Origin of the sequence: Sphingomonas yunnanensis, from assembly GCF_019898765.1 — a bacterium.
In the GTDB taxonomy this organism is placed as follows: domain Bacteria; phylum Pseudomonadota; class Alphaproteobacteria; order Sphingomonadales; family Sphingomonadaceae; genus Sphingomonas; species Sphingomonas yunnanensis.
The window spans coordinates 1,236,407-1,262,089 of record NZ_JAIOKB010000001.1; the positions used below are offsets into that span (position 1 = coordinate 1,236,407).

At 64.9% G+C, this 25,683-nt stretch carries 28 protein-coding genes; 5 read left to right on the top strand and 23 right to left on the bottom strand.

Going from position 1 to position 25,683, the window contains the following annotated elements:
• Positions 1–79: 79 nt before the first annotated feature.
• From K7957_RS05995 to K7957_RS06030, 8 genes are read right to left on the bottom strand one after another with little or no spacing between them, the layout of a single operon-like run.
• Complete coding sequence (locus tag K7957_RS05995; protein ID WP_343228314.1) at positions 80–829, bottom strand: DedA family protein; 750 nt, start codon at positions 827–829, stop codon at positions 80–82.
• Positions 826–1,098 carry a phosphatase PAP2 family protein gene (locus K7957_RS06000; protein WP_223010995.1) on the bottom strand — a complete coding sequence of 91 codons (273 nt, stop codon included), beginning with the start codon at positions 1,096–1,098 and terminating at the stop codon, positions 826–828. The genes K7957_RS05995 and K7957_RS06000 overlap by 4 nt, the downstream gene beginning before the upstream one ends.
• Positions 1,095–1,517, bottom strand: coding sequence for a phosphatase PAP2 family protein (locus tag K7957_RS06005; RefSeq protein ID WP_223010996.1), 423 nt, complete (start codon positions 1,515–1,517; stop codon positions 1,095–1,097). The genes K7957_RS06000 and K7957_RS06005 overlap by 4 nt, the downstream gene beginning before the upstream one ends.
• Positions 1,514–2,524: a YncE family protein gene (locus tag K7957_RS06010; RefSeq protein WP_223010997.1), complete on the bottom strand. Its 1,011-nt coding sequence runs from the start codon at positions 2,522–2,524 to the stop codon at positions 1,514–1,516. The genes K7957_RS06005 and K7957_RS06010 overlap by 4 nt, the downstream gene beginning before the upstream one ends.
• A complete protein-coding gene (locus tag K7957_RS06015; protein ID WP_223010998.1) occupies positions 2,521–5,595 on the bottom strand; it encodes an efflux RND transporter permease subunit in 3,075 nt (1,024 codons plus the stop codon). Before K7957_RS06015 ends, K7957_RS06010 begins: the two co-directional genes overlap by 4 nt.
• Positions 5,595–6,638, bottom strand: coding sequence for an efflux RND transporter periplasmic adaptor subunit (locus K7957_RS06020; protein WP_223010999.1), 1,044 nt, complete (start codon positions 6,636–6,638; stop codon positions 5,595–5,597). The genes K7957_RS06015 and K7957_RS06020 overlap by 1 nt, the downstream gene beginning before the upstream one ends.
• Positions 6,635–7,981 (bottom strand): TolC family protein, encoded by a 1,347-nt coding sequence (locus K7957_RS06025; RefSeq protein WP_223011146.1) that lies wholly within the window; start codon positions 7,979–7,981, stop codon positions 6,635–6,637. The genes K7957_RS06020 and K7957_RS06025 overlap by 4 nt, the downstream gene beginning before the upstream one ends.
• 58 nt (positions 7,982–8,039) lie before the next feature.
• The gene (locus tag K7957_RS06030) at positions 8,040–8,354 is read right to left on the bottom strand and encodes a PepSY domain-containing protein (RefSeq protein ID WP_223011000.1); all 315 of its coding nucleotides are present in this window, start codon (positions 8,352–8,354) and stop codon (positions 8,040–8,042) included.
• A gap of 124 nt (positions 8,355–8,478) precedes the next feature.
• Here K7957_RS06030 and K7957_RS06035 point away from each other — a divergent pair, with 124 nt between their 5' ends.
• The gene (locus tag K7957_RS06035) at positions 8,479–9,153 is read left to right on the top strand and encodes a winged helix-turn-helix domain-containing protein (RefSeq protein ID WP_223011147.1); all 675 of its coding nucleotides are present in this window, start codon (positions 8,479–8,481) and stop codon (positions 9,151–9,153) included.
• Positions 9,154–9,202: 49 nt separating this feature from the next.
• Positions 9,203–10,555: a HAMP domain-containing sensor histidine kinase gene (locus tag K7957_RS06040; protein ID WP_246616659.1), complete on the top strand. Its 1,353-nt coding sequence runs from the start codon at positions 9,203–9,205 to the stop codon at positions 10,553–10,555.
• On the opposite strand, the gene K7957_RS20750 is transcribed toward K7957_RS06040, so the two are convergent.
• The 8 genes from K7957_RS20750 to K7957_RS06075 all read right to left on the bottom strand — a co-directional run bounded on the left by K7957_RS20750 (position 10,516) and on the right by K7957_RS06075 (position 15,979).
• Entirely contained in the window at positions 10,516–10,704 is a 189-nt protein-coding gene (locus K7957_RS20750) for a hypothetical protein (RefSeq protein ID WP_223011002.1), read from the bottom strand. The genes K7957_RS06040 and K7957_RS20750 overlap by 40 nt on opposite strands.
• Positions 10,704–11,309, bottom strand: a complete 606-nt coding sequence (locus tag K7957_RS06050; RefSeq protein WP_223011003.1) for a protein-L-isoaspartate O-methyltransferase family protein — start codon at positions 11,307–11,309, stop codon at positions 10,704–10,706. The genes K7957_RS20750 and K7957_RS06050 overlap by 1 nt, the downstream gene beginning before the upstream one ends.
• A 259-nt stretch (positions 11,310–11,568) precedes the next feature.
• A complete protein-coding gene (locus tag K7957_RS06055; RefSeq protein ID WP_223011004.1) occupies positions 11,569–12,546 on the bottom strand; it encodes an alpha/beta fold hydrolase in 978 nt (325 codons plus the stop codon).
• Between the two features lie 554 nt (positions 12,547–13,100).
• On the bottom strand, positions 13,101–13,445 hold the full coding sequence (locus tag K7957_RS20300; RefSeq protein WP_246616660.1) for an HAD family hydrolase: 345 nt from the start codon (positions 13,443–13,445) through the stop codon (positions 13,101–13,103).
• A 129-nt stretch (positions 13,446–13,574) separates the two neighbouring features.
• Positions 13,575–13,811: an HAD family hydrolase gene (locus tag K7957_RS20305; RefSeq protein ID WP_246616661.1), complete on the bottom strand. Its 237-nt coding sequence runs from the start codon at positions 13,809–13,811 to the stop codon at positions 13,575–13,577.
• 1 nt (position 13,812) lies between these two features.
• Positions 13,813–14,112 (bottom strand): putative quinol monooxygenase, encoded by a 300-nt coding sequence (locus K7957_RS06065; RefSeq protein WP_223011005.1) that lies wholly within the window; start codon positions 14,110–14,112, stop codon positions 13,813–13,815.
• A gap of 80 nt (positions 14,113–14,192) precedes the next feature.
• The gene (locus K7957_RS06070; protein ID WP_223011006.1) at positions 14,193–15,194 is read right to left on the bottom strand and encodes an NADP-dependent oxidoreductase; all 1,002 of its coding nucleotides are present in this window, start codon (positions 15,192–15,194) and stop codon (positions 14,193–14,195) included.
• Positions 15,191–15,979 (bottom strand): SDR family NAD(P)-dependent oxidoreductase, encoded by a 789-nt coding sequence (locus K7957_RS06075; RefSeq protein WP_223011007.1) that lies wholly within the window; start codon positions 15,977–15,979, stop codon positions 15,191–15,193. Before K7957_RS06075 ends, K7957_RS06070 begins: the two co-directional genes overlap by 4 nt.
• 93 nt (positions 15,980–16,072) lie before the next feature.
• Between K7957_RS06075 and K7957_RS06080 the strand changes: the two genes are divergently transcribed.
• Both K7957_RS06080 and K7957_RS06085 read left to right on the top strand, forming a co-directional pair.
• Positions 16,073–16,633: a TetR/AcrR family transcriptional regulator gene (locus K7957_RS06080; RefSeq protein WP_223011008.1), complete on the top strand. Its 561-nt coding sequence runs from the start codon at positions 16,073–16,075 to the stop codon at positions 16,631–16,633.
• Positions 16,630–17,094, top strand: coding sequence for a PaaI family thioesterase (locus K7957_RS06085; protein WP_223011009.1), 465 nt, complete (start codon positions 16,630–16,632; stop codon positions 17,092–17,094). Before K7957_RS06080 ends, K7957_RS06085 begins: the two co-directional genes overlap by 4 nt.
• A 909-nt stretch (positions 17,095–18,003) precedes the next feature.
• On the opposite strand, the gene K7957_RS06090 is transcribed toward K7957_RS06085, so the two are convergent.
• From K7957_RS06090 to K7957_RS06115, 6 genes are all read right to left on the bottom strand, one after another.
• Positions 18,004–18,372: a low molecular weight protein tyrosine phosphatase family protein gene (locus tag K7957_RS06090; RefSeq protein ID WP_223011010.1), complete on the bottom strand. Its 369-nt coding sequence runs from the start codon at positions 18,370–18,372 to the stop codon at positions 18,004–18,006.
• A gap of 9 nt (positions 18,373–18,381) precedes the next feature.
• Positions 18,382–19,074, bottom strand: coding sequence for a phytanoyl-CoA dioxygenase family protein (locus tag K7957_RS06095; RefSeq protein WP_223011011.1), 693 nt, complete (start codon positions 19,072–19,074; stop codon positions 18,382–18,384).
• A gap of 135 nt (positions 19,075–19,209) precedes the next feature.
• Positions 19,210–19,992 carry a hypothetical protein gene (locus K7957_RS06100; RefSeq protein WP_223011012.1) on the bottom strand — a complete coding sequence of 261 codons (783 nt, stop codon included), beginning with the start codon at positions 19,990–19,992 and terminating at the stop codon, positions 19,210–19,212.
• Entirely contained in the window at positions 19,992–22,463 is a 2,472-nt protein-coding gene (locus K7957_RS06105; RefSeq protein WP_223011013.1) for a TonB-dependent receptor, read from the bottom strand. Before K7957_RS06105 ends, K7957_RS06100 begins: the two co-directional genes overlap by 1 nt.
• Positions 22,464–22,902: 439 nt before the next feature.
• Complete coding sequence (locus K7957_RS06110) at positions 22,903–23,784, bottom strand: energy transducer TonB (RefSeq protein WP_223011014.1); 882 nt, start codon at positions 23,782–23,784, stop codon at positions 22,903–22,905.
• Between the two features lie 244 nt (positions 23,785–24,028).
• Complete coding sequence (locus K7957_RS06115; protein ID WP_223011015.1) at positions 24,029–24,310, bottom strand: hypothetical protein; 282 nt, start codon at positions 24,308–24,310, stop codon at positions 24,029–24,031.
• Positions 24,311–24,574: 264 nt separating this feature from the next.
• Between K7957_RS06115 and K7957_RS06120 the strand changes: the two genes are divergently transcribed.
• Positions 24,575–24,781, top strand: a complete 207-nt coding sequence (locus tag K7957_RS06120) for a hypothetical protein (RefSeq protein WP_223011016.1) — start codon at positions 24,575–24,577, stop codon at positions 24,779–24,781.
• Between the two features lie 49 nt (positions 24,782–24,830).
• On the opposite strand, the gene K7957_RS06125 is transcribed toward K7957_RS06120, so the two are convergent.
• Positions 24,831–25,304, bottom strand: coding sequence for a hypothetical protein (locus K7957_RS06125; protein ID WP_223011017.1), 474 nt, complete (start codon positions 25,302–25,304; stop codon positions 24,831–24,833).
• Positions 25,305–25,683: the final 379 nt, after the last annotated feature.

Sequence of the window (25,683 nt, forward strand, 5' to 3'; positions counted from 1 at the left end):
GAGCCGATTATACAAAGTCCCAATGTAGCGGCACCCCGCTCTGATCGAAGACGAGGGGCCCCAAGGTCATCCCCGACTTCTATTCGGTTTTTGCGACGCGTGAAGCTCGCACCCCCGTCAGGTGACGCCGCACGAACCATATTGCTGCCAGCACGACCGCGCCCAGCAGGAACAGGTCAATCTTGTGAAACAAGGCCGACAATCGCGGGTCCGTGTTCCAGCGGCTCCCGAGCACTTGGCAGGCACAGGCCAATCCCAGGCACCAGGGCAGTGATCCTATGAACGTGTAGAGGTGAAAGCGCAGCACTGGCATCTGGGCGATCCCCGCAGGCAGCGCGATGAACGAGCGGATGCCTGGCAACATCCGACCGATCAGAACGGCCGCACCGCCAAAGCGGTCGAAGAACCGTTCCGATCGGTCGAGATCCTCGGATGTGAGCAGGAGCCAGCGTCCGTAACGCGCGACCATGGGACGGCCGCCGCGGCGCCCCGCCTCATAAGCAAGGGCCGACCCGAGATTGCAGCCGATCGCCCCCGCAATCGCTACCAGCCACAGGTCGAGGCGACCGGTCGAGACCAGATAGCCGCTGAACGGCATGATGATTTCAGACGGCAGCGGGATGCAGGCGCTTTCGAGAGCCATCAAGCCGATGATACCGGTATATCCGGTCGCAGCGATCGCGGCGACGATCCAGCCCGCCAGCGTCGCGATGAGATTGCTTAGCCCATTCATTTTTGATGTCCTCGACGCGTCAGTCTTCTTGCGCGAATGCGTGCACACGCTCGTTGGCCGCCTGGAATGACCGGCCAGCGTCGGGTCTTTGATCATGGGCCAGCGGATGGACGGCCAACCGCTTGGCGCGGGATCATGTCATCGGTCGAAGCGAAAACCCGCGTCACGATGGCTGTCCGGCCCAGACCGCTTGCCCAGCCAGCCGCCACGTCCGTCGGCCAGTGGACGCCAAGAATGATCCGTGAAGCGCCGATCGCGGAAATCAGCATCATGGCAACGGCGGTTGGGACAAACGCACGACGACCGCCACCAGCCTCCGCCGCCAGGACGATCGCCAAAGAGCCATAGACGAGAGCGGAGTTCATGGCGTGCCCGCTCGGGAAGCTGCCGTTCGAACATCAACAAGATGCGCGACAATCATCGGCCCGGGCCGGTCTACGATTGCCTTCAGAACGCTGATGATAATGGCCCCACCTGCGGTCGTGCTCGCAAGATAGGCGCACAGCCGCCAGCGTTGCCTGATCGCTAGATACCCAAGCCCGATCGCGGTCATGATCCACAAGGTCGAATTGTTACCCATCATGGTCACATCGCGGGCGATGGCGATCAGCGGACCATGATCGCCGGTGCGCTCGCGCATCCACAGGAGGATGGCCGGGTCGAAGCCCGTCATCCGGCCTGTCGCGAAGAACGCCGCCACGACGAGTAGAAGCGCTCCGCCAAATGCGAACAGAGCGCCTGCGGCAAAAATCCGCGTAGCCGCCTTTGCCCGGCTCACCGTCACGCCGGCTTCACGACCAAGACCCTGAATGTGCCGGGCGTTGCGACCGGGCGGGCGCCGGGTTGGGCTGGCAGGGTAAACGACGCCGTCGGCAGGTAGATGGCACCGCTGTCTGGATCGAGCGCACCCGTCCGGGCACCCGCGGCAGTCTTGATACGCCCCACGCGCGTCACGATGGGGCCTTCGAGAGACAACACGTCCAGCACTCCGTCCCTGCCGCAGGGAATGAACGCCAAGCGACGCTGCGGATCTAGAATGACGGCATCGGGGCCTGTGGCGATGTCGACCAGCTGCGAAAGTTTGCGGTTCGAGCCGGTGACGATGGCCGCCTTACCGTTGGCACACGCGGCGATGAGGCGATCCGTTTTGGCGTCGTAGGCGAGGCCAGATGGCTCGGTGCACCCTGGCAAGGCGATCGGCGCAGCGGCCGTGCCGCGACGGATGTCGACGACCTCGATCTCGTTTGCGTCCTCGTCATTGACGAACAGCGTGCCGTTCGGCGTCAGTGCGGCATATTCAAGGCCGGGCTTGAGCTGCACCGTGCGCAATGTCCGCATCGCTGTCGTGTCGATGATCGATACCGCGCCTTCCTTGGCATTCATGACAAAGCCGGTCCTGCCATCAGCCGAGACGATCGCAGCGTCGGGTTTTTCGCCGATGGCGACACGGCCCAGCTCGCGACCATCCGAGGTCGAAAAAAAGCGAACCGAGGCATCGTCGCCGCTCGTTGCCACGATGCGCCCGCCGGGAAGCGGTACGACCGCATGACCGTGCGCGATCGTGCTGATCGATCCGACTGCCCGCTCACCTCTGGTGTCAATGACGGTGACCGACGCCGACCGGGCAATGTAGAGGCGGTGATCGACGGAATCGACGCGGGCGTAATCCCATCCCCCGCCGTCCGGACCGGAGATCGTAGCCGCGACGCGATACGCTGGCATCGGCGGGGCAGCCCCCGCCGCGGCGAAGGATGTCAGCGCCAAGATGGCAGTCGTCAGTACGCTCTTCATCGTGCAGTTCCCTGTTCTGGAATGGCAGGACCATGGTCGGAACGGGGTAGGGTCAGCCGAACGAGAACCGGCATCGCCAAGAGAACGAGCGGATATTGCAGCAGCAGGCCGGCGATGATCGCGATCGCGAGCGGCTGCTGGATGCCTGAGCCCTGACCGATCGCCAGAGCGAGAGGCAGGAGCGTCAGGATTGCCGCCAGCGTGGTCATCGTGATCGGACGCAAGCGGTTGCGGCTTGCCTCGCGCGTCGCGACGACGGGCGGCATGGTGTGGCAGAGCTCCTCGAATTCGGAGACGTAGAAGATCGCCATCTCGGTGCCGATGCCGATGATCATCGTCATGCCCATCAGCGCTGTTATGTTGAGGTCGACGCCTGCGAGCCACAGGGCGGTGAATACTGCCGTGGTCGACAGCAGCGAGCAGCCGATGATGATGATGGGCAACCAGAACCGCCGGTAAAGCACAAGGAGCAACACCAGCTCGGCGACGAGGGCTGCGCCGAACACCTTCATGAGGCCGGCAAAGGCGATCTGCTGCTGCTGGTAGAGGCCGCCCAGCTCGTAGCGGATGCCGGGTGCCAGTACGCCTGGCTGGTTGAGGGCCTTGGTCACGTCGCCGATGGCAGCACCTATCCCGCGTCCCTGAATGCGACCGGTCACGGCCACCATCGGTTCCAGGTTCTCGCGGGCGATCTGCGGTTGTCCGACGACCGCCTCGATGGATGCGACGCGCGACAGCGGAAACACATGGCCGTCGGTGGCACGGATGGGCAGTTGGGCGAGCCCGAACTGGCTGATCGTCATCGCCTGCGGAAGCCGGACGCGCACGTCGATGGCCTTATCGGGCCGGGCAAGGGTTGTGGCGACAGTGCCGCTCAGGGCGGTCGACAGCTGTGCCTCGACGTCTGACGGCGCGACCCCTTCCACGCCGGCGCGGACCGGGTCGACGCGGACATCGAGTGCGTCACCTGCCAGTTGAACGCCGTCCTTCACCTCGACGACGCCATCGATCCTTTCGATCAGGGCAGCGACCTTCTTCGCCTGGGCATCGAGCACGGTCGGATCGGCCGAGTAGAGCTTGACTTCGATCGGTTGTGGGACGGCCGTGAGATCGCCGATCAGATCCTCGATGAGTTGTGCGACCTCGACTTGGACGCCTGGCACCTTGACCCCGATTTCGTCGGCGACGCTGGCGGCCACGTCCTCGGTCGGGCGGCTGTGGTCCGGCTTCAGCCGGACGAAATAGTCGCCGTGATAGCTCTGGCCGAGATCGCCACCGAGGCCGGTGCCGAGCCGCCGCGAGAAGGTCAGCACCTCCGGATTGGCACGAAGCAGCTGGTCGATCTGACCGACCTGACGCCCGCTTTCGTCAAGCGAGGTGCCGGGAGCGGTGTAGTAATCCATGACGAAGCCGCCTTCGTCGACCTTCGGCATGAAGCCCGTCGGCACCTTGGAATAGCCGATATAGCCGACCGCCAGGAGCGGGACGAGGATGACAAGGAGCAGCCACGGTCGGGCCGACAGGCGATCAAGGCCTTTGTCGTGAATGACGGCCAGGCTCCCCTCGCCGGGGACCCCGGGGTCTCGCCATGTGCGGAAGTCCACCAGCCACCGCACGAGGACCGGTACGACGAAAGCGGTCATCGCCCAGGAAATGGCGAGCGCGGCCGCCATCGTCACTGACAGCGCCTTGGAGAACGCGCCGGTCACACCGGTCAGGAATGACAGCGGCAGGAACACGATCAGCGTCGCCAGGCTCGATCCCGTCAGCGGTGCCATGAACTCGCGCGCGGCCGGGATGACCGCAGCGTTGCCAGCGACGTCTCCGCCCGAATTCATCTCGCCCGCGCGTCGGGCGATATGCTCGACCATCACGATGACGTCGTCGATCAGCAGCCCGACCGCGGCCGCGATGCCGCCGAGGGTCATGATGTTGAAGCTCATGCCAAGGATGCTCAGCACCAGCATCGTGGTCGCCAGTGTGGCCGGTACGACGATGATGGCGACGAGCGTCACGCGCCAGCTGCGCAGGAACAGGAGGAGCACCAGCGCGGCGAGCACGAGGCCGATCAGCACAGCGTCACGAACGCTCGCGACCGATTGGGTCACCAGCTCGCTCTGATCGTACCAGTTGACCAGCTTCACCCCGGCCGGCAGCTTCACGCCCGCCAGCTTTTCCTGCACTTGCCTTGCGATCTGGACCGCGTTGCCGTCTGGCTGCTCGTAAATGTTGAACAGTACCGCGGGTTTCCCGTCCTCGACGATCCGCTGCCAGACGGGCACGGCACCGGTCTGCACAGTCGCGACATCCCGCACCCGAACAACCCCTGCCGGGGCCGCCTTGACGACGATGTCACCAACCTGCGCGGCGCTGGCAACACTGCGATCGGCAATGACAAGCGAGAGCCGACCACGATCCTGGACCTGCCCGACCGCACTCAACACGTTGCCATTGCGGATAGCGGTCGCAAGGTCCGCCATCGCCAGGCCGTAGCTTGCGAGCCGTTGCGGGTCCGCGAGTACCTCGACCTCCGCGGTGTCGCCACCCTGCACACCGACCTTGGCGAGACCGGTGATCGAGGACAGCAGCGGGGTGATCTGAAGTCGCGCGAAGTCCTGGAGCTGGGCCGAATCCGCTGTATCGGACACCAGGGCATAGGAGATGATCGGGAAAACGGTCGGGTCCATCCGGCGGACATTGTACTGCGTGCCAGCAGGCAAGGATGGCAGGATACGGCCGACCGCGGTGTCGACCAGCAGCGTGCTCGCGATCATCTCGCGCCCCCAACCGAAGTCGATCGAGATCTGCGCCGTCCCGCGCGCCGTCTCGGAACGGACGTTGTTTACGCCGGGGATGGCGCGGATCGCCTCTTCGACGGGGCGGGTGACGGTCAGCGCGGTCTGATCGGCGGGGCGGCTCCCGGAATCGAGATCGACGACGACCCTTGGAAACGACACCTGCGGGAAAAGGCCGATCGGCAACGATAAGGCTGCGACGATCCCCGCGAGCGCCAGCGCCAGGCCGAAAAGGACGAATGCGCGCGACTGGGTGCGCAGGAGACGCTCGAGCATTATCGGCTCCGGACCGCGTCGCCGTCAGTGACCTGATAGGCGCCTGCGACGATCATCGGGAGGCGCGGTGAGAGGGCGCCGTCGACCACGTCGCCGGCGTCCGACGAGAGCCGGACGGCGACCGGAACCGCCTTGGCCTTGCCGCCCCGGATCTGGAAGATGCGCGGGCGACCGCCCGCGGTGACCACCGCCGCGTGCGGCACGACCCATCCGCCGACCTCGCCGGTGCGGATGTCGACCTGCATCGGCTCGCCCGGCAGGAGCGCTCCCGCCGGAAAGGACAGGTCGACGTCGACCATCTTGGTCACGGCGTTCAACGCGCCGTCGACCCGGACGATACGACCCTCGAGCGTGCCGCCCCCGGACAGGCGCTTCAACGACGCACCTTCGCCGACGGCGACGCCTCCACGCTGCGAAGGATCGATTCCCACGGTCACGACGATCCCGCCCGACCGCGCGACGGTCAGGATCGTGGCGCCTGCAGCAGTGCGGTCCCCTTGCGCCACGGCCACGGCGGTGACGACGCCGGCAAACGGCGCCGTGATGGTATGGACCGGCGCCCCGGCGCCCTCTGCCCGCAGCGCGGCGAGCGCCGTGCGAGCGTCAGACACCGCCTTGTCCGCCTGCACCAGCTGATCCGTCGTCGCGAGCTGCTGGGTAAGCAGTTGCACGGTGCTGGCGCGTGCCTTCTGCGCAGCCCCGAGGGCGCTCACCGCCTGCTCATAGGCGCTGCGCGCGGTCGGCGCGGTGACGAAGGTCGCCAAGGGCTGACCGGCCTGCACCGTGCTGCCGGGCGCGACGAACAGCTGCGTGACCTGGCCCGGTTGCGCCTCGTTGAAGGTGCGGGTGCCGATCTCGGACGGTGCCACGGAACCGTAGGCGGTGACGACCGCTGGCAACGCACCCTGGCGAGGTGCGACGGTGCCGACGAGGACGCTCGGTGTCGGTGTGGCGCTGGGATCGGGCGTGGTGGACGTTCGACTGCACGCTGCAACCGGCAGTAGAAGAAGGGCAGCGGAGATCCTCTTGAGTATTGAGGTCATCGGACCGTCCCCGTTTGCTCGGGCGGCAGGTCGGCCGTCGGCAGGCCGTCGCCGACCAGCGTCTGGATGGCGATCTGACGATCGAACAGCGCCAGTTCCAGGGTCATGATCTCCTCTTCCTTGGCGAAGCGGTTGGAGACGAGGTCGACATAGCCGCGCTCGTCGATGTTGGAGGCGCCGAACGCCGCCTGCGCCCGGGCCGCGGCGATGCGGGCGGCAGGCAGATCGCGGCGCGCGACCGCTAGTTGCGCCGCAAGCTGTTCATATTCCCGCAGCAGCGCGCCGACCGCTCCGGTAGCGGCCGCTAGCCGCGCCACATAATCGGCTTGGAGCTGTGCCCGCGTCGCCCGCGCGACCGCGACATTGCCCTGGTTGCGGTCGAAGATGGGCAGGCCGACCTGCACGTTCGGCCCTCCGTTTCTGACCTTCGAACTGTCGCTCGACGCGGAACCGCCGAGAACCAGGTCAGGAAACTGCGACAGGATCGCGACACGCAGTTGCTCGTCCGCGGCGGCATAGCCGAGGCGCAGCGCGAGCAGGTCGGGCCGGCGATCAGGGAGGGTCGCAAGCCCGGCACGGATCGCGGTAAGGTCGAACGGCGGCAGGTCGGGCGCGGTTGCGAGCGGCACGACCGCGTCCGGCGTCAGGCCCAGCAGGGCGTTCAGCTGGTGACGCTGTGAGAGCAAAGTCTGGTCGAGCGTGTTGAGCGATGTCCGCGCCGCCTGAAGGGCGACACGGTCCGGGGCGACGGTGACGAGCGTCACGGTTCGCGCCGCCAGCGCGCGCTCGAGCTTGCCGTTCCGGTCGGACAGGAGATCGTAGGCCGCGACATAGGTCGGGCGGCTGCGCGTGCCGACGATGATGTCGGTGGCAAGCTGGCGCGCCTGTCCGGCGACCTGCCATTCCTGCCAGACGAGATCGGCCGCGACCTGCCGGGTGCTCGCAGTGGCAGCGCGGCGTCGGGCACGATAGGTGACGAGGTTCTTGATGTCCTGTGCCAGTCCTAGATTCCAGGCCGGGACAGTGCCCGCTCCCGAAAGCAGAGGCAGGAAAGCGCCCGACAGGGACGGATTGGCGAGGATCGAGGCTTGCGTCGCCTGGCCCTCGGCGATGCCCCGCTTCAGGCGTGCCGCGCGCAGGTCCGGGTTGTTGACGAGCGCCAACGTCACGACGTCTCCGACCGACAGCGCTTCTTGATCCTCGACGGCACCCCGCAGTGCGCCAACAGACGGCGCGAGCGGTATGTCTCGCGTGAGCGGGAGGGGGGCGTAATGCGCGCAGCCCGCCAGCAACGCTGCGAGTAAAATAGGCTGAACGCCCTTCCTGATCCCCCTGATCTGCATGCTTCTGTCACGCCTCCCGGCGGTGACGCTGGTCATCACGCTGGCCTCTCGATGGTGGTCAGTCCGGATTTTTGCTCTCAGCGACATTCTCGAGGATCACGCCGCTTCGCGCGTCGATACCGACCTCATAAGGCTTGCCGTGGCTGGTGATGTCGAAGGAATAGCGCAGCCCGCTGCCGCCCTTTTCTTTTTCCAATTCCTGGTCGGTAATCGTGCCGGGGCGCGCCTTGAGCGCGGCCTGCCGCGCCGTGGCGAGAGAGACTTTCGCCTCAGCGGCATAATGGTGTCCTTTCAGTTTCGTTGGTGCCGCGGCGGCTGTCCCGCTCATCGCTACGACGGACAGCGGACCCAGCATCAATCGCACGTCTTTCATGACACACACTCCTAGAGGCAGGTTACACGGTGCCCTTCTAGGTGCGGCAACCTTGGCCGCGGGTGAGGACAAGATTGATTATGCCCAACTTGCCGTCTCAGGCTCGAAACCGGATCATCGGTCAATGAAGCTCTTGTTGCTTGAAGACGATTCCGGGACGCGTGAGGACCTAGAGCGTGTCCTGAGCAGCGCCGGCCATGTCGTCGACGCCTGTACGACCGGGCAGGACGCGATCTTCCTGGCGTCTTCCAGCGAATATGCCGTTCTGATCCTCGATCGAATGGTGCCTGGCATTGCTGGCCTGCCTGCGCTCAAGGCCATCCGGGCGGCGGGAATACGAACCCCGGCGCTCTTCCTGACGGCCATGAACGGCGTCGAGGACCGCGTCGAAGGGCTTGAGGCCGGAGCCGACGACTACCTGGCGAAGCCGTTCGCGGCGATCGAGCTGCTTGCCCGGATCAATGCGCTCGCACGGCGTCCTCCGATCTCGGATGTCGCCGCCACGATTGCCGTTGGCGACCTTGTCCTCGACCGTATCCGCCGCCACGTGACGCGTGCAGGTCAGCGAGTGGATTTGCAGGCGCAGGAATTGAAGCTGCTCGAATATCTGATGCTGCACGCGGGCGAGGTGGTGACGCGTACGATGCTCCTTGAGAATGTCTGGTCGTTTCACTTCGATCCCAAGACCAACATCATCGAGAGCCACATGAGCCGGTTGCGCGCCAAGATCGATCGGGGTTTCGGACGTGAACTGATCCATACGGTTCGGGGCGCTGGATACCGGATCGATGCGGGTTAGGTCGCTCAAGCCGGCCGCATTCGGAAGCGCGGCCTTTCGCTTCGCCCTGATGCTGGCGGTCGTCGTGGCCCTCGGCGCAGGCGCCCTGTTGTTCACCGTGGAGCAGCAGGTCGGTTATTACGCCCGAGAAGCCAGCGATGGGATGCTGCGGGCAGAATCGTCGGTTCTGGCCGCGGAATATGCTGAACTGGGTCTCTCGGGACTGACGGATGCTATCGCGCGGCATCGGGGGAGCGACGCGGATCCCCCCTATCGATATCTCCTGATCGACAGAACGGGACACCGTCTATCCGGCGACCTGCCGCTGCAAGCCGCCAGGATCGGTCAAGGAAGCGTTGCGGTGCCCGAGGATCTCGACGGCTCGCGACACGTCGAACGTCTCGCAACGCAAGTAACGCAGCTGCCCGGCGGGTTGCTGCTCGTCGTAGCCACCGACAGTTTCGACGTTCAGCAGTTACGTTACCGGCTCGGACGCTTCACGATTTGGAGCGGCATCGCCATCGCCGCCTTTGCATTGATCGGCGGGTATCTGGTGGGGCGCGTCTTCCTGCGTCGGCTCGCAACGGTCAATCGCTCCATCGACCGGATCATCGATGGGGACGGCGCGGAACGGCTGCCGATGATCGGGTTCGGTCCTGAGTTCGACGACCTAACGCGCAACCTCAATCGCATGCTCGAGCGGAAGGACGCGGCGATGGAGGCTCTGCGGCAGGTGTCGACGGATATCGCGCATGATCTGCGCACGCCACTTACCCGGCTCCATCAGCGGCTCGAACGACTGCAGGTGGCAGGTGCCGGCGATCCCGACAGTATCGATGCGGCCGTGGAGCAGACCAACGGACTGCTCGCGACGTTCGAGGCCCTGCTGCGGATCGGGTCGATCGAGGGAGGTGTCGGGCGACGTCGGTTCGGTCCCGTCGACCTGTCCGAACTGCTAGACCGTATCCATGCGGCCTATGTGCCTGTGGTCGAGGACTGTGGGCAGACATTCATTGCCAACCATAGCGGAGGGGTCACCGTCATCGGCGACCCCGACCTTCTCGCGCAGCTATTCACCAACCTGATCGAGAACGCGATCGTCCACACCCCGAGTGGAACGCGCATCGTTTCCCGCCTGCGCACCATCGGCACCGAAGCCGTGGCGGAGATATGCGACAACGGTCCCGGCATCCCCTCCGATGAACGTGAGAAGGTGTTTCGACGCTTCTACCGACGGGATGCCAGTCGCAGCACGGAAGGCGCGGGTCTTGGCTTGGCGCTGGTATCAGCCATCGCCGGCCTCCATCAGGCGAAGTGCACCATCCCCGACGGCACAGAGGGCTTGTGTGTGCGGATCGGTCTCCGTCTGTCCTCCGCCAACGATCAGGTCACCGACTCGCCGAAACACCATGGCTTGCCGTGATCGGCGATCCCCGGACGATCGGGTGCATATCCACGGCCCGTGAGGGGCACGAACATTGCCCAGCCTAGGGAACATGCGACGACGTTACCGTCAGGTTGTTTCGTGAAAACCTGCAGCCGCTCCGTCGCTGTGGAGGGGCCGATCGGCATCACCAAGCGTCCGCCGATCCCGACTGATCGAGCAGCGGGGCTGGAACGCTTGCAGAGCCCGCGGTTACGATCACCGCGTCGAACGGCGCGCGCTCGGGCCAGCCGGCAAAGCCGTCCCCGACGCGGGCATGGACCTTCCGATAGCCGCGCCGGCGCAACGCCCTGACCGCTTGGCGCGCCAGCTGTGGGACGATTTCGATCGTGGATACCGCTGCACCCAACTCGGCGAGGATCGCGGCCTGATAGCCGGAGCCCGTCCCGATCTCCAGCACGCGGGACCCGCGCTGCACTCGCACCGCGGCCGTCATGATCGCCATGACGTAAGGATCGGAAATCGTCTGCTGCCACCCGATTTCCAATGGCGCCCCAAAATAGGCTTGCGGCTTGGCAGCGCGGGGCACGAAGACTTCGCGTGGCAGCCTTGCCTCCACCGCAACCGCTGCTCGAAAGTAAGGATCATCTCGCGATGCTGGGATGTCAGCAGCCGCTACCTTGATCGAGCCGATCATTCGCGCACGCTCGCCTGTTCGATCCGATGAGGTGGATCCGATCGTCGCCACAGCGGCCGACAGGTAAACCAGGCCAAGAAAAGTCTTCTTCAGCACGCCGGGTACGGCTAATTCGGAAAATGCCGGGCCACCGCCGGTCCTGCGTGGCGGTGCCAGCTCTAGGACGTGCTTACTCCCAACGAGATTACCCCACGATCACGGCGGCTATGAGATTCGCCAATGTCCGAGAGCTCACCGATCAGTGCGCCGCCGTGACCGCGCGACGCATTCTCGATTGGTAACGACTATCGAGATGGCACGGGCATTCTCAAAACCGATCGACTTTCGGGAAAGCCGCTTCCGGCCTTCCGCTGGATTAGCGATAACCGGCCACGATCAGGTCGGCCAGGACGACGGGCTGTTCGACATGCACGAAATGACCGGCTTCCGGTACGGTGACGATCTTGCCTCCAGCCCGCTCGACCGCCCCTAGTTCCTGAGGACTCGTCACGTGGTCGCCGTCTCCCCGCACTAGAAGCAGCGGTTTCTTCCATTGGACGATGGACGACAGCATCGGCTTCCGGCTCGATGGTTCGGCCAGCAAAGCCTTGCCCGGAATAGCGCCTTGCGACCAGCGGGCTTCCGGCAGACCTGCGGTCTCAGCCAAGCGGGAGAAGATGTCGCGATTTTTGGCGGCGCGAACGTAAAGGTCCTGGCGACGCTCGCCCAACGCTCCCAGCGTTCGATCCATCGTCTCGATGAACGTGTCGTCGAACGGGATTGCCGGATCGGCCAGTCGTGCCGCCTGAATGGCCGCGGCGATATCGCGACCGTTGAGCGATTGCGCCGCTGCCGCGCAGAGCCAGCGAAACGAGCTGGCCAGATCGATCGCAGGGCTTTCCAGTATCAGCCGCTCCACCCGCTGCGGATGGGCGAGGCCATAGCGAAGCGCGACCATACCACCAAAGCTGTGCCCCAGGATCTGCCAACGGGGGATCGCCAACGCGGACCGGATCGCCTCGAAGTCGGCGATGAGGTCGTCCACCGTCACCTTTGTGTCTGCAGGCAGCGGGGAGGATCGCAAGACGCCGCGTTGATCGACACTGATCAACCGCAACCGCCCCTGAAGCGGGCCTTTCATGTAGTGTTCGAAGTCGAACGCGCCGATGCCCGGCCCGCCATGGACATAGAGGAGCGCGGGTGCATCGCGTGGCCCGCTGTCGTCGACCCAAAGCTGCCTGCCGTTGATGGCCAAAAGCGTGCCGGAATGGCCGGCCTCGGCCAAGGCCGCCGGCGCACAGGCGCTTACAGCCATGATGCCGGCGATTGTCTCGATCAGCTCTCGACGTTTCATATCGAGCGGTCCCTTGCTGCAATATACTAAAGTGCTACGGGCGCGATGATTCCAAGACAACGCGGGCTACCCAAGTTCCATCGCGGAGGCGCTTCACGTTGAGGAATTAGCGACGGGAAGCCGGCCGCGCCGATCGTGCTGGCGGCAGCCCGCGAGGTTCGCTTTCCCCAGACCTGCTCCCGATTGCATCCTCCCGAAACCGCCGGGTTAAGGTGGCGAAACGGGGAAGGTGCGCTCGTCCCCGGCGGCGCGTTTCGGGAACGCGGTCCGCATAGTATACGGCCAAAACCGATTTCATCGCAGTCGGGCGCTCAATCGCCGCATGGACCCAGATACGGACGCTTTGAGATGCTCCGCCACCCTCTGATAGCGGCCACTCGTTCATCTTTGCGGTATTCTGAAGTATGCTCGGTCAGCCACCCGTGCGCGAAAGGCGGCCTCGTTGCTGTCGCAGCGACACGTACGCCCGTTAAGCTCGGCCGTAACCAATCCTGCCGTTGCGGCTCCAGGAAGAGGTCGAAGCGCCGTTGTTGATGCAAAGACTGGCGCGAGAGCTAGCAACCAAGCTGTTTGGCCAAGTCGGTCAGACTATCGGAGGACCAATTCCATTCCTCGCGTTGATCGCGGTCCGACGCCGCCGGGCCGCCGCGCTCCATCGGCCGATCGACATAGGCGGTAAGCAGGCCCGAACGCCGGGCGGCGGCAAGGTCACTATGGTGCGCCGCCACCAGGCAAGGTTCGCCCGGCGCGATGCCGAGGCTGCGCGCCGTCGCCAGATACGCCTCGGGCGCGGGCTTGTAGGCGCGGGTTACCTCGGCGCCCAGGATCGCGTCCCAAGGCAGCCCGCCGCGCCGCGCCATCGCGAGCATCAGCGCGATGTTGCCGTTCGACAGTGTCACGATCGGAAAGCGCCTTGAGGCGGGTCAACCCCTCGACCGCATCCGGCCACGGATCGAGCCGATGCCAGGCGTAGGTCCAGTCTTCCAGCATCTGCGGATCGAGCGCAGCGACATCGACACCGTGAGCGGTCAGCGCCGACTCAGCATCTCGCGATGGAGGACGTCCAGGGCAACGAACGGCCGCATCCGATCGCGGACCACCGCCATCGCCGGCAGGTATAGCGCACGCCATGCGTCCGCGAAGCCGGCGGGCTCGATGTCGGGCCGCCCGATCGTGGCAAGGAAGGGTTTAGACCCGTGCGCGATCCCGGTCCGCCAGTCGACCACTGTCCCGAACACGTCGAAGGCGAGTACCCGCGGCGTCATCTCAGTCGGCCACCGCGACGCCATGGGCGACGGCGATGTTCGGCCGCGCCGCCGCCAGGTCGCGCGCCGCCATGCCAAACGCCTTGAAGTGGTTGGACGACATATGGGCTTGGACGGCGGCGTCGTCGACGTAGAGCTCGTCGAATATGAAGCGCCGCTCACCCTCGGATTCCCGCCAAAGATCGTAGCGAAGCACCCCCGGCTCGGCGCGCGAAGCGGCGACGCAGTCGCGCGCGGCGGCGGCGAATGCGTCCTCCTGCCCCGGCTTGACGCTGACGAATGCGACGACCTTGACCGACATAGATTTCCTCCTGAGTGCCGGTCCTCGTGCACCTCCGACGTTTGCCTCACAAGTGGGCGATCGGCGATCCGCCACCGGCTTCAGGTCAGCTTTACGACTACCTTCCCCTTGGCACGGCCGCTGTCGACATATGCGAGCGCGTCGTTGAGCTGACCAAAGCGAAAGGTCCGGTCGATCACCGGCCGGATCGCACCCTGCTCGATCAGCGCATCGACCTCGGCAAGCTGGTCACCGTCGGCGCGCATGAACAGGAAGGAATAGGCGACGCCCGCACGCTTCGCTTTCCGGCGAATGCCGGCGCTCAGCACGCGCATCGCGAGCCGGAGGATCGGGTTCAACCGCTGCGCCTTGGCAAAGGCAGGGTCGGGCGGTCCCGAGATCGAGATCAGCCGTCCGCCGGGCTTGAGGACCGTCAGCGACCGCTCGAGGGTCTTCGCATCGAGGCTGGCGAGAACGAGGTCATAGCCCGACAGCTGCTCGGCAAAATCCTGCGTCCGGTAGTCGATGACGATATCGGCGCCGAGGCTGCGGACCAGATCGGCGTTGGCGCCGCTGGTCGTGGTCGCGACTGTCGCGCCCAGATGTGTGGCCAGCTGAATGGCGATCGTCCCGACCCCGCCGGAACCGGCGTGGATCAACACTTTCTGGCCAGCGCGCAGTGCCGCCACCTCGACCAGCGCCTGCCACGCGGTGAGCGCGACCAGCGGCAGCGACGCCGCCTCTGCCATGTCGAGGCCAGCAGGTTTGTGCGCAAGATCGGCCTCGTCGATCGCGATCCTCTCCGCGAACGTGCCGATCCGGCCGTCACGGGGGCGGCCATGGACCGCATCGCCCGGCCGGAAACGGCGGACACCCTGCCCTACCGCGATCACCCTGCCGGCGACATCATGGCCTAGGACGAAGGGCGGTTTGTAGCGCAGCAGCGCCTTGAACTCGCCGTCGCGGATCTTGCTGTCGAGCTGGTTGAGCGCCGTCGCCCCGACCGCAACGAGCACGTCGCGGCTGCCGATCAAGGGGTCCGGCACGTCCGTCAGGCGAAGCGGCTGGCCTTTGCCATAGCGATCGAGGACATAGGCTTTCACCGCGCGGTCTCCGTGTAACGCGGGGCCGGCACGCTCGCGCCGAAGCTGGGGATCATCGCGACGCGGTCGAGCTGATATGCGTCCCACAAAGCGCCGTCGTGCAGCGGCGGGATCGTCACGCCCTCGCGCCGGTCGAAGCCAGCGAGCGCGGCATCGACGAGCGCATCTACCGCCATCATCGGCGGGAGCTGATCGGTATTCGCACCGGCGCGGCTCCAGATTTCGGTCGCGGTCGCGGCAGGAAGGACCGCCTGGACATAGACGCCCTTCGGGCCAAGCTCGTGCGCCAGTCCCTGCGACAGGAACAGGACGAATGCCTTGGTCGCGCCGTACACGGTCTGGCCGAACTCGGGCACCAGCCCGACCACCGATCCGATATTGACGATCGCACCCTCGCCCGCGGCTGCCAACCGCGGCGCTACCGCATGGGCAAGCCGCATCACCGCCGTCGCATTGACCGCGACCAGCCGGGCAAGATCCGCCGGCGCCTGATCGGCGAAGGCGCCCGCATAGGAGACGCCCGCATTGTTGACGAGAATGCCGATCGCCGCGTCGTCGCGCAGCCGCGCTTCCACCCGTGCTACGTCTGCATCTTCGGCAAGGTCAGCGCGCAGCACGTCGACCGCAACGCCCGTTTCGGCAGTCAGGCGTGCCGCCAGGGCATCGAGCCGCGACGCATCGCGCGCGACGATGACCAGATCGTGCCCCCGCCGCGCGAAACGATCGGCATAGACCGCGCCGATCCCGGAGGAAGCGCCGGTGACGAGAACCCTGGGCTTGGACATGGACAATCTTTCGTATCGAATTTACATGACGTTTGTCATCATTAGATATATGATGATCGTCATGATATGAGTCAACCGGTATGAAAGGCCACCATGCGCGTCTCCCGCGAACAGATGTCGTCCAACCGCGCTCGCATCCTGGATGAGGCCGGTCGCCTGTTTCGCGAGCGCGGGTTCGAGGGCGTCACCGTCGCTGACGTGATGAAGGCCGCCGGCATGACGCATGGCGGCTTCTACGGTCATTTCGCCTCCAAGGACGCGCTGATCGCCGCCACTATCGCGCATGCGATGGTCCGGCACGACTCTGGCGGCACCGACGCCTTCGCCTCGTTTCTGGACGCCTATCTGGCCCCCCGCCACCGCGATACGGCGGCAAGCGGTTGCCCGACGGCGGCGCTGGCGGGCCTGCTGCCCGCGCAGCAATCGGCCGCGCAGCAGGCGATGGCGGAGGGGCTGGCGGCGCAGATCGAGCGTCTGTCGTCGCTGATGCCCGAGGGCAGCGACGCCGAGCGACGACGCGCCGCGATCGGTCGATGGTCGGCGATGGTAGGGGCGCTCATCCTGTCGCGGGCGATCCCCGACACGCCCCTGTCCGACGAAATACTGGCAGAAACGCGGGCCTGGCTCGCCGAAGCAACGGGATCGGTGGTATGAACATCAGCGAAGAACTGGCGACACTCGACGGGCATGGCCAGCTCGCCGCGCTGATGGCGGCGGACCGGCATCCGCCGATCGGCGAGACGCTCGGATTCTATCTCGTCGAGCTGGAGCGTGGACGAGTGCTATTCGAAGGCAATCCGACACGCCGCGTCTTCAATCCGATCGGTTCGGTGCACGGTGGCTATGCTGCGACCCTGCTCGACAGCGCATGCGGTTGCGCGGTGCATTCCGCGCTCGCCGCGGGCCTGGGCTACACGACGCTCGAACTCAAGATCGCCTACCACTGGGCGCTGAGCGAGACGAGCGGGCCGGTCCGCGCAGAGGGCACCATCGTGTCGCTCGGCCGGCGTGTCGGCTTCTCGGAGGCCAAGTTGGTAGACGTGAAAGGCAGACTCTGCGCTACCGCCACCTCGACACTGCTGATTTTCCCGATAGCTCGAGACGAGCGGACCTGAGCATAATATCCCGACATCGGCAAAGACCCAGAAACGGTCACTCAGGGCCGCCTGTCAGCCGCTCAACTTCGCACGCTCGTTCATCTCGCCGCGCGAGCCTTCGCAGCGAACCGGGCAGCTGTCCGGCGGACCAGATTGGAAGGGAAGACGTAAGTCCGCCTTGTGGGAGGAAGGGGCACCGCAAACTCTGCGGTAACCGGCCTCAAACCGATACTGTCACTCGCCGGCTTTACGGCACCCGACGAAATCGAAGAATTGTCTATTTAAGAACGCCGTATCTCCGGATCTCGCCGAGTCAGGGAAAAGCATATGGCTTGGTGCAGGATCTCCTCGCACAGGCACGTGATCTGCAATGTTATAGGCCGCATCGGTTGCGATGTACTGCCTGTTGCCAAATGGGCGAGGACCGCCGTCAGCGCTCGGAGCCGTCCAGCCCCTTGCCGTAACATCCTCCGTCGACGCTACGTTTTGCAGACTGTCCGATCCACCATTCCATGGGAGCCACCAACATGTTCGGCCCGTCTTCTTGTAATGCACTGCTAGAGCGATGCGGCTCGGCCAATCCGGCCCGCTCTCGACCGGGCGGAAGTAGGCAGTCACGCTTGGGTCGTTCCGGAACACATACCTTGCTCGCTCGATGGGACAAGAAGCTGCTGACGCTGCCGCAGCTAGAAGGACGCCTATCATCGCCACTACTCTCCCGCACTCCACGCATTCTAGCACCTGAGCGATAGGCGGCAATCAGCATGGCCGCGTACCTCACATGGCCGAGAAGTGCGGTTGCGACCCTCTTACCTCCCGTGCCGAGGACCTACTTTCGGCCGTTCAGCCTGCCCGTCCCGTCCGCTCACATCGGTCATTCGTTGGGCGAGGATCGAGGCAGCTCACTCGCGATTTCGAGCCGGTCGATCACGCGTCTGGCTCTTGCGTCGGTGGCGATGCAGGCAGGTGACGGCTCACCTTGGCCTCCAGTAGCTGGATCAGTTCGGGCTGCATAAAGGCGTAGTCGTCTGGTATGTCGAGGCAGACCACGCGCCTGCCCCCAAGAACCGCTCGGAAGCGCCGCTGCAACTTGCTGCGGTGCGCCTTCTCCATGACGAAGATCACATCGGCCCACGTGACGAGCTCGGCCGTAAGCGGATTTTCGGCATCGTGGTTGGTGCCGGCGGAGTCCACCTCCAGGTCCGGCCGGCGCGAGAACACCTGCTCGGCCGTAGGGCTGCGCAGCTTGTTCTGGCTGCACACGAACAGCACCGTCTGTACGCGGGGGCGCTTCAACCTTAGCCCCTACAGGCCGCGCCAGGCGAGTGGACCTGGCGCGGCATCGGCTGAGAAGTCGACCTGGAGGACGCGGCGCCGGCGCGGCGGATCAGCGGCGAGCGAGGCGTGGATGATCGACGTGGCGTATAGCCAAATGTCACCGCGCTCGGCGAGACATAGCCGCTCGCCGATGGTCGCCACGACGCGCTCGATCTCGGCTTCGGGCAGGCGGCCCAGCCTATGCGAGCCGGGGACGATGCGCAGCGGCGCGTTGGTCTCGTCGACCGGATCCAGGTGCACGCGCAGCGTCACCATGCGCTCGACGATCTCGAAAGGCGGCTCCACCTGGATCAGCCCGGACTTGACGGTCCACGGCCCGTACCCGTCGGTGTTCACTCGCTCCTTGACCACGATTGTACGGTCCTGATGCCAGCCGAGCGCCCAGTTCCGCTCTGCGGTCTTGTCGAACAGGATCGCACGAACGGGCCTAACATCTCCTCCGAGCACGGATGCCGCGATCGCGCCGATAGGTCCCGAGCGATCAAGGAAGGACAGCGATTGCCGCCCTTCCTCAATCCGCACTCCCGGCCTGCTTGCCGGAAGCGCAGACAGGGCAATCTCTAGGCGACCGCACGCAGCTTCGTCCAAAACTTGTGCGAACAGTTGGGCTCCGTCATCGTTGAGGGTGAGGTCAGCGGAGCGGCAGAGGGTTCCGAGCATGCGGCTGACGCTAGCCCGACCTACTCTCGGCGTCGACCCGTGGACCCAAAAGCAGCCATTCAGAGGGTCGCGCCCAGCTCCCAAATGCAGACGCTTGTTCAGAACAATAGTCTTTGCGGCGGACCGATCCTACAATCATTTCGCGTTACCGATTACCTTCATCTGGAGGATGCTGCTTCCTCCTCGATCGATCCCGTAGAGTGTCCCGAGTGCGGACTCGTCCCAGTCAAAGGCTTGCCCGGCTGCTTCAATGCCGATCGTTTCGACATGGTCGAGCACTGCGCCGCCCTTCGGTAGCTGCACAGCGTAGAGTTCCCGCCGATCATGACCTGTCAGGTACAAGCGCCCGTCAGGGCCCCAGCCGCCTCCCGAGATGCTCATCGGTGCGATCCGCTCCAGGATCGAGGCCGGTAGAGCCCAGCTCTGCGTGCGTCGCCAACCGTCGTCGAAGCGGACGAGAATGGTGTGGCGGTGATCACGACCAGGCTCCGCGCCCTTGCCGTCGTAGTTCGCGAACATCGCCCACCAGGCACCGGCATGACGATCGACCCATGTCAGCGAGCCGATACCCTGACCAAGCGAAACCGTTCGTCGGTGAGCGAGCGTGACGGGATCGAAGAACTCGACGGAGCTCCACTGCGGCACGCCCGGGAAGTTCGACAGCGCACAGACGAGATCGCGGCCGATCACCGCGCAGCTGTTGAGATGGGGAAAGCGCGCCTTGTCCCCTTCCCAGCTCGCGCGCTTCTCGCCGGTGCGCTTGTCGTAGCGCGCGATCCGGTAGTTCGCGATCGCATACAGGTCCCGCGGCCCGACAGCGGCGCCCTGGCGGGCCTCGGGTGCGGGCAGCCTGCGCACGGTCTCGGCGCTGCCGCCAATGGTTGTCGTTGCAGCTGCGAGCAGTAGAAAGAGGCGCATCAGAAGCTCGCCGTCACGCCGGCCCAGAAGGTCCGCCCATACTCGGCCGACTCCTGGAGGTACGACCGACCGGGACCGGTCAGCTCGCGCCGTCCTGCGTTCGAGAGGTTCTGCCCTTCGGCGTAGAGCGTCAGCCTTGGCGTGATGCGGAAGCTTACGTTCGCATCGAAGGTGGAGCGCTCCTTCCAGTACTGGTCGGCGTTGGGGATCGTGTCGTTGATCGTCTCGAGGAAACCGCCGATGTAGTTCCACGAGACGCGTCCCTCGAAGCGTCCTCGCTGATAGTAGACCGTCGCGTTCGCCGTCGCGTCCGGCTGAAGGTAGAGCCCCGTCTCGCGTGGTCCGGCTGTGGTCAGGAAGGTGAATCGCGTGTCCAGGAAAGTGGCGTTCGCGGCGATCCCGAGGCCCGACAGCGCACCCGGCAGGAAGGTCAGCGCCTGCTGCAGGTTTAGCTCGACGCCGCGGATCCTGGCCGTGTTCGCGTTCCGCGGCGCGGTGACGATCACCGGCTCGGCGCCCCGGCCGACATCGAGCGTCTCCACGCTCGTGAGCGAGAAGATCTCGTCGTTGATGTCCTTCGAGAAGAGCGCGATCGAGACCACGCCGTCGCGCGGGTACCACTCGAGCGAGCCGTCGAAGCCGCGGCTCTTGCGCGGTCGCAGATCGGGATTGCCGCGAGTCAGCGTCGGCTGGCTGCCGTCGAACGTCAGGTTCTCGCTGGCCGCCAGTTGTGCATAGTCGGGGCGACCGATGGTATTCGTGTAGGCGGCACGGACGACGACGTCCGGCAGCGCGTCCCAGCGCAGATGCACGCCAGGGAGCCAGTTGCCGTAGCCGCCCTCGTTCATGACCGGCGTGAGGGCCTGCCCGACTGCTCGAACGGCGAGCGAGGACACGTCGGTGCGCTCGTAGCGCAGCCCCGCAAGCAGGGTCAGCGTGTCGAGCTTGTAGCTGGCCTGGAAGTAGCCGGCATACACGTCTTCCTGCACACGGTAGTCGCCGGTCGGCAGCGCAACCGAGGTGACGAAGCGGTCGCGATTGGCCGCGAAGAAGTCCATCGCCCTATCCGCGTCGATCCGGGGCGTGAGCAGGTAGCGGTCGCGGATCAGCTTGTCGGGACCCTCCGCGTCCACCTCGTCCAGCGTGTAGGTAAAGCCGCTCGCGGCCGTGTAGTTGGTCTGGCTGTTGCGATAGCTGCGCCGCGTCGTCCGGGCCACGCCGCCCGCCTTCACCCTTACGCCTGCGCCGTCGTCATAGGTCGCGTTCAGCCGCAATTGACCGCTCTTCTCGAGCGTCCGCACCGAAGCATCGCGCTGCTGCTGCAGGTAGAAGTTCGCCGGATTTCGGTTCTGCGTCGCGTCCGCCGGCGTGAAGATCGGATAGAAGTCGGAGGTGTCGTACCTGAAGGCGTAGCTGGATCCCTGCGCATCCCGGGTTCGGAACTCGACCGACGTGTTCGGCGTGTAGAGCCGCCCCTGCGAGTAGATGGCGTCACCGTCGAGCGTCCATGCATCGGCGGCCTTCCAGTCGAAGGCGGTGCGCCCCACGACGATCTCGCGGTTGGTGATCGGCTGATTGAGCTGGATGATGTTGCGACCGCGCGCGAAGCTGCCGCTGGTGGGCGTCTGGCCGGAGACGTTGCCGAGCGGCTCGGTGCGAAACTCGATGCGCTCCTCGTCGTCCTGGGTCTTGGCGTAGATGCCGCTCAGCTCCCAGTGGAAGGCGTCGGCGACGCGATACTCGAGCTTGGCGTTGGCGCCGTACCGCTTCTTGCTGTTGTTGTACCAGAAGAGGCGCAGCTGCGTGGGCACCTGGATCCCGTTGCCGCGCGGGCTACCCGAGTCCACCGGGGCACCTGCCGCGGTGTACTCGCGCACCGACGGTGAGGCCACCTCGACCTGCGGGATATCATAGTCGAGCTGCTCGTAGCTGCCGCCTACGACGACGCCCCACTCGTCGGAAGCGCCGAACGTCCGGCCGGTCGCGAAGGCGAGACGCAGCGAGGGACGGTCGTTCCGCACGTCGCCATGCTGCTCGTAGACACCGTAGGAAGCCAGTCCGTTGAAGAACGGCCGCTTGGCGGTGAAGGCGCTGCGCGTCTCGATGTTGATGATGCCGCCGATCGCGTTGGCATCGTTCTCCGGCGTCACGGTCTTGATGACCTCGACGCGTCCGGCCATCACCGACGGAATGATGTCGAGCGGCACCGTGCGCCCCTCTTCGTCCACGCCTGCGACGATCGCACCATCCACCGTCGTTCGGTTGTACGTCGAGCGCAACCCGCGCAGCACTGGGAAGCGCGGTTCTCCCTGATCCTCCTGGACCGACACGCCGGGAATGCGGCGGAGCGCCGCAGCGGTATTGTGGTCCGGCAGCTTGCCGATGTCGTCCGACGAGATCGCATCGACGACGGCGAACGAGTCCCGCTTGGTCGCGATCGACTCTCGCTGCGCACGTCGTTGGCCGGTCACGACGATATCTGCGTCGGCCTCCAGCTGCGGCTCACCCGGTGTCGCATCGCGCGAAGTCAAATCCTGCCCGGCGGCAGGCTCTATCGTGGCCACGCTGCACAGCAGCAGAGCCAGCGGCGAAACGCCCCTCGTTCGAGTTCTCATCGGTGCTCCCCGGATTGCACGGGAGCAGCTAGGGTGGCTTGATGACGACTTGGCGTCGGTCAGCTTACGAGATGATGACGGCTTGGTGATCGCGGATGGGGCGTGTGGGCAGTGCCAGCAGATAACGCCTCAGTGTTCAATTCCAGCAACAAGCTCAATAGGCCGTTGTTGGCGATTGTCACCGACATGCCGCGCAACTGTCACCGTCGCTTCACCGCCGCTGCCTAGTCGCTTTGTTCGGCAGCGAATGTCGCCAGCGCTGCTTGCTTCTCCTGGTTGAGCGGGCCGTTCGCAGCTACCTGACAGACGTCCTCCTCCTGGCCTGGTATTCCCTCTCCTTCTCCGCCGAGAGCGTCCGGTAAGGGCCATCGTCGTGCCATCCTCCCATCTCCCAGTTGATCCTGGTAGAGAAGTGGGAGGCGATACTACGACCCAGAGCATCTCTAGCGGGACTGAAGCGCGCCCTCGGCATATGCTTGCAAGCGACGGCATCGAGCGAAGCGGTACCGCTCGAGAGCACGACGCGACAGCTGGCTACCTTCCCGGCCGCGTCGACTGCGAGCAGCACCGTCGCGGAGCCGACCGCTCCGCCCTCGATCGCACCGCGCGGGTACGAGTCGGTCTTCATGACATCGCCCATGTTCAGCCAGACAGGCGCGAACGCCACTCTGGCGCGCTCGGATGGATCCATGCCCCACCTGACGAGGGTCTCGTCGCCGCAGCGTCTGAGTGCGGCAAACGCGTCCTTCGCCTTCAGCATTCGTATCGAGACCGCCGGATCGCTTGAGGGCGCGATAGACATGATCGCACCGTCCTCGACGCCGTCGAAGAGGGCGCTCTCCAGACGAGCCTCAAGCCTGCGCTGCGACTGCCCGCGAAGCGGAAAAGTCCGATAGAGTGCCTCGCTGCGGCGGCCGCGGTCGACGGAGACCGTGACGACGCCCCGCCTCAGTTCTTCCTCCTTGGCGGCGCTTTGAATGACCAGCTCGTAGTTGTCGTCGAACGGGATCCCGCGCCATCCGACCAGGACCTTGCTGCTCCCGGCTGCGTACGTTCGGGCCAGCAAGCAGCCACTTTCCCCGTAGTCGAGGGACCATCTTCCGACGGGCTCCAGGATAGATGCCTCGACACTGGCCTGCGCCGCCAAGGCCATGCCTAGTCCCACCAGTACCGGCATCCGTACACGCCTCCCGCAGCCTCGAAAGTTCGATCCGGGAACATGCGCAACAATCGTTACATCTCCGCGACGACCGGTGCTGAGGCATGGATGGGCGCATTGCGGCCCTGACCTCTCGTGCCGACGACCCAGAAACGGTCACTCCCGGCGCCCCGCCCGGCTCCCAACTTCAGACACCCATTCATCTCTGCAGCCGACACGCATGACGCGCTGCAAAGCCGTTGCCCTGATCGGGTCTGGCAGGTTAGCTGCCCTTCGTTAAAGCCTCGCGCAGCCAAGGTAGCGAGGCGAGAGCGTCCTGGCGGGCTGCCTCTCTCGTTTTAAACAGGCCGGATACGTGCGTCGGCATCCAATAAGCTTCAGCGACGGTTACTTCTTCTTTGCCGCCATGATTCACACGATAGATCTCATCCTGCAACGTCACTTCTTCGAAGAGAAAAAAGCCGTGCGGCCTCAGGAGCAAGCGCCAACGTTTGAACCCGCTATCGCCCTCTGCGGTCACTACCACGATTTCGCCATCGCTCATGCCATCACGCTCGCACGCAAAGGCATCGTCCGCAATCGGGCGCTTGCGGCCTCCTCCCCTATGGCGCCGAGACCCAAGATCGGCCACTCAGGGCGACCTGCCGCCCCCCACATCTCCGGCTGCTATTCACCTCGCCGCTGAGACCGTCCGCGTATTGCTCCCAGCTGTCCCGCTGCCCTGACTGTAAGTTGGCGGAGGACAGCTTTCCATTGGCGTTGGTCGCGAAGCTGACTACACTGCCCGGCTTGGGAATGGATCTAACCAGTGACAGACATCCGCGTGGGCGGCCGGTATCTTATCGATGGGTATCTAGCGACCTTGATTGGCATCGTTGCCGACCGTCAGTTTGACGAAGAATATGCTGTCGACGATTGGGCAGATTTTCTTGGGATGGGTATCCTGGTCAGGGATGATCAGGCGGGACTGATCCACTACCCCGATCTTGAAGATATCCGGATCGAACCCCTATGATCACGGGTGGGAGATCAGCGTGACGGCTGCTTTTGAGCGCGAACGGATCTTACAGTCGAGCGATACGCGCTGCTGATTCCGTCGATATCGCGAGGGCCAACGCGATATCGTCGATCGATATGTCAGCGCGTTCGCGCCGTAGATCGACAACGGTCTCGACAAGCGCCGGGCTGCAAGGGTCCACAAACCGAGCTATCTTTCCAGATTCCCGCTCAAGGCGGAGTACCCGCTCGAAGGTCAAGAAATCGCCCGACCAGTCTGAGGCCTTGGCGATATTTTCCATGGTGATGGGGTCAACGCGTTTTAGCACATAATTATCATGGATGCGCTCTTCCTGCGCGATCAGCCAATCTTGTCCGCACGCGTTGCACGTGGACGCGTACAGCCACCATCGTTGGCCGCCATGCATTCGGATACGATCGAGAGTAGCGAAGACGCGGACATCAAGCCCGTCTGGATCGCCCATGCCGATCACCACAAGATCGCCTACCTCGCGGCAGCAGCATGGGCTTTGCGCGTCCATGAGCTCACTCTGCATGATTTGGCGAGAGTCTGAAAGTGGGCGAACGCACCCCTTCCCCGCTCGTGGCGAGGACCCAGAAGCTGTCACTCAGGAGCACCTGGCGCCGTCCCACCTTCGGGCACTTGTTCATCTCGGTGTTCAAGCCTTCCCGAGCGCCTCGCGTAGGTACCAGATGGCTTGAGTGGAAGCCTAGCGGTCGCTTTAGCTCGGTTTGGACGCCCCGGGAGATCCTGCTCGCAGCTGAGGACCGCCGGCAACGCGCTGGAGCGTCTCCAGGGCGGCTTGATGCGGCGGACGTGCACCTCTTCTAGGTGGCTGTCGTGCCGGTAGCGGCTCAGTAAGATAATCGAATTAGGACCTGTCGGGTGTTACTCCGCAC

Bases quoted from the DNA above. Each gene is read 5' to 3' on its own strand.
- K7957_RS05995 (WP_343228314.1), bottom strand. From the start codon at position 829: ATGATCAAAGACCCGACGCTGGCCGGTCATTCCAGGCGGCCAACGAGC.
- K7957_RS06000 (WP_223010995.1), bottom strand. From the start codon at position 1,098: ATGAACTCCGCTCTCGTCTATGGCTCTTTGGCGATCGTCCTGGCGGCG.
- K7957_RS06010 (WP_223010997.1), bottom strand. From the start codon at position 2,524: ATGAAGAGCGTACTGACGACTGCCATCTTGGCGCTGACATCCTTCGCC.
- K7957_RS06015 (WP_223010998.1), bottom strand. From the start codon at position 5,595: ATGCTCGAGCGTCTCCTGCGCACCCAGTCGCGCGCATTCGTCCTTTTC.
- K7957_RS06020 (WP_223010999.1), bottom strand. From the start codon at position 6,638: ATGACCTCAATACTCAAGAGGATCTCCGCTGCCCTTCTTCTACTGCCG.
- K7957_RS06025 (WP_223011146.1), bottom strand. From the start codon at position 7,981: ATGCAGATCAGGGGGATCAGGAAGGGCGTTCAGCCTATTTTACTCGCA.
- K7957_RS06030 (WP_223011000.1), bottom strand. From the start codon at position 8,354: ATGAAAGACGTGCGATTGATGCTGGGTCCGCTGTCCGTCGTAGCGATG.
- K7957_RS06035 (WP_223011147.1), top strand. From the start codon at position 8,479: ATGAAGCTCTTGTTGCTTGAAGACGATTCCGGGACGCGTGAGGACCTA.
- K7957_RS06040 (WP_246616659.1), top strand. From the start codon at position 9,203: ATGCTGGCGGTCGTCGTGGCCCTCGGCGCAGGCGCCCTGTTGTTCACC.
- K7957_RS20750 (WP_223011002.1), bottom strand. From the start codon at position 10,704: ATGCCGATCGGCCCCTCCACAGCGACGGAGCGGCTGCAGGTTTTCACG.
- K7957_RS06055 (WP_223011004.1), bottom strand. From the start codon at position 12,546: ATGAAACGTCGAGAGCTGATCGAGACAATCGCCGGCATCATGGCTGTA.
- K7957_RS20305 (WP_246616661.1), bottom strand. From the start codon at position 13,811: ATGACGCCGCGGGTACTCGCCTTCGACGTGTTCGGGACAGTGGTCGAC.
- K7957_RS06065 (WP_223011005.1), bottom strand. From the start codon at position 14,112: ATGTCGGTCAAGGTCGTCGCATTCGTCAGCGTCAAGCCGGGGCAGGAG.
- K7957_RS06075 (WP_223011007.1), bottom strand. From the start codon at position 15,979: ATGTCCAAGCCCAGGGTTCTCGTCACCGGCGCTTCCTCCGGGATCGGC.
- K7957_RS06080 (WP_223011008.1), top strand. From the start codon at position 16,073: ATGCGCGTCTCCCGCGAACAGATGTCGTCCAACCGCGCTCGCATCCTG.
- K7957_RS06085 (WP_223011009.1), top strand. From the start codon at position 16,630: ATGAACATCAGCGAAGAACTGGCGACACTCGACGGGCATGGCCAGCTC.
- K7957_RS06095 (WP_223011011.1), bottom strand. From the start codon at position 19,074: ATGCTCGGAACCCTCTGCCGCTCCGCTGACCTCACCCTCAACGATGAC.
- K7957_RS06100 (WP_223011012.1), bottom strand. From the start codon at position 19,992: ATGCGCCTCTTTCTACTGCTCGCAGCTGCAACGACAACCATTGGCGGC.
- K7957_RS06110 (WP_223011014.1), bottom strand. From the start codon at position 23,784: ATGCCGGTACTGGTGGGACTAGGCATGGCCTTGGCGGCGCAGGCCAGT.
- K7957_RS06115 (WP_223011015.1), bottom strand. From the start codon at position 24,310: ATGAGCGATGGCGAAATCGTGGTAGTGACCGCAGAGGGCGATAGCGGG.
- K7957_RS06125 (WP_223011017.1), bottom strand. From the start codon at position 25,304: ATGGACGCGCAAAGCCCATGCTGCTGCCGCGAGGTAGGCGATCTTGTG.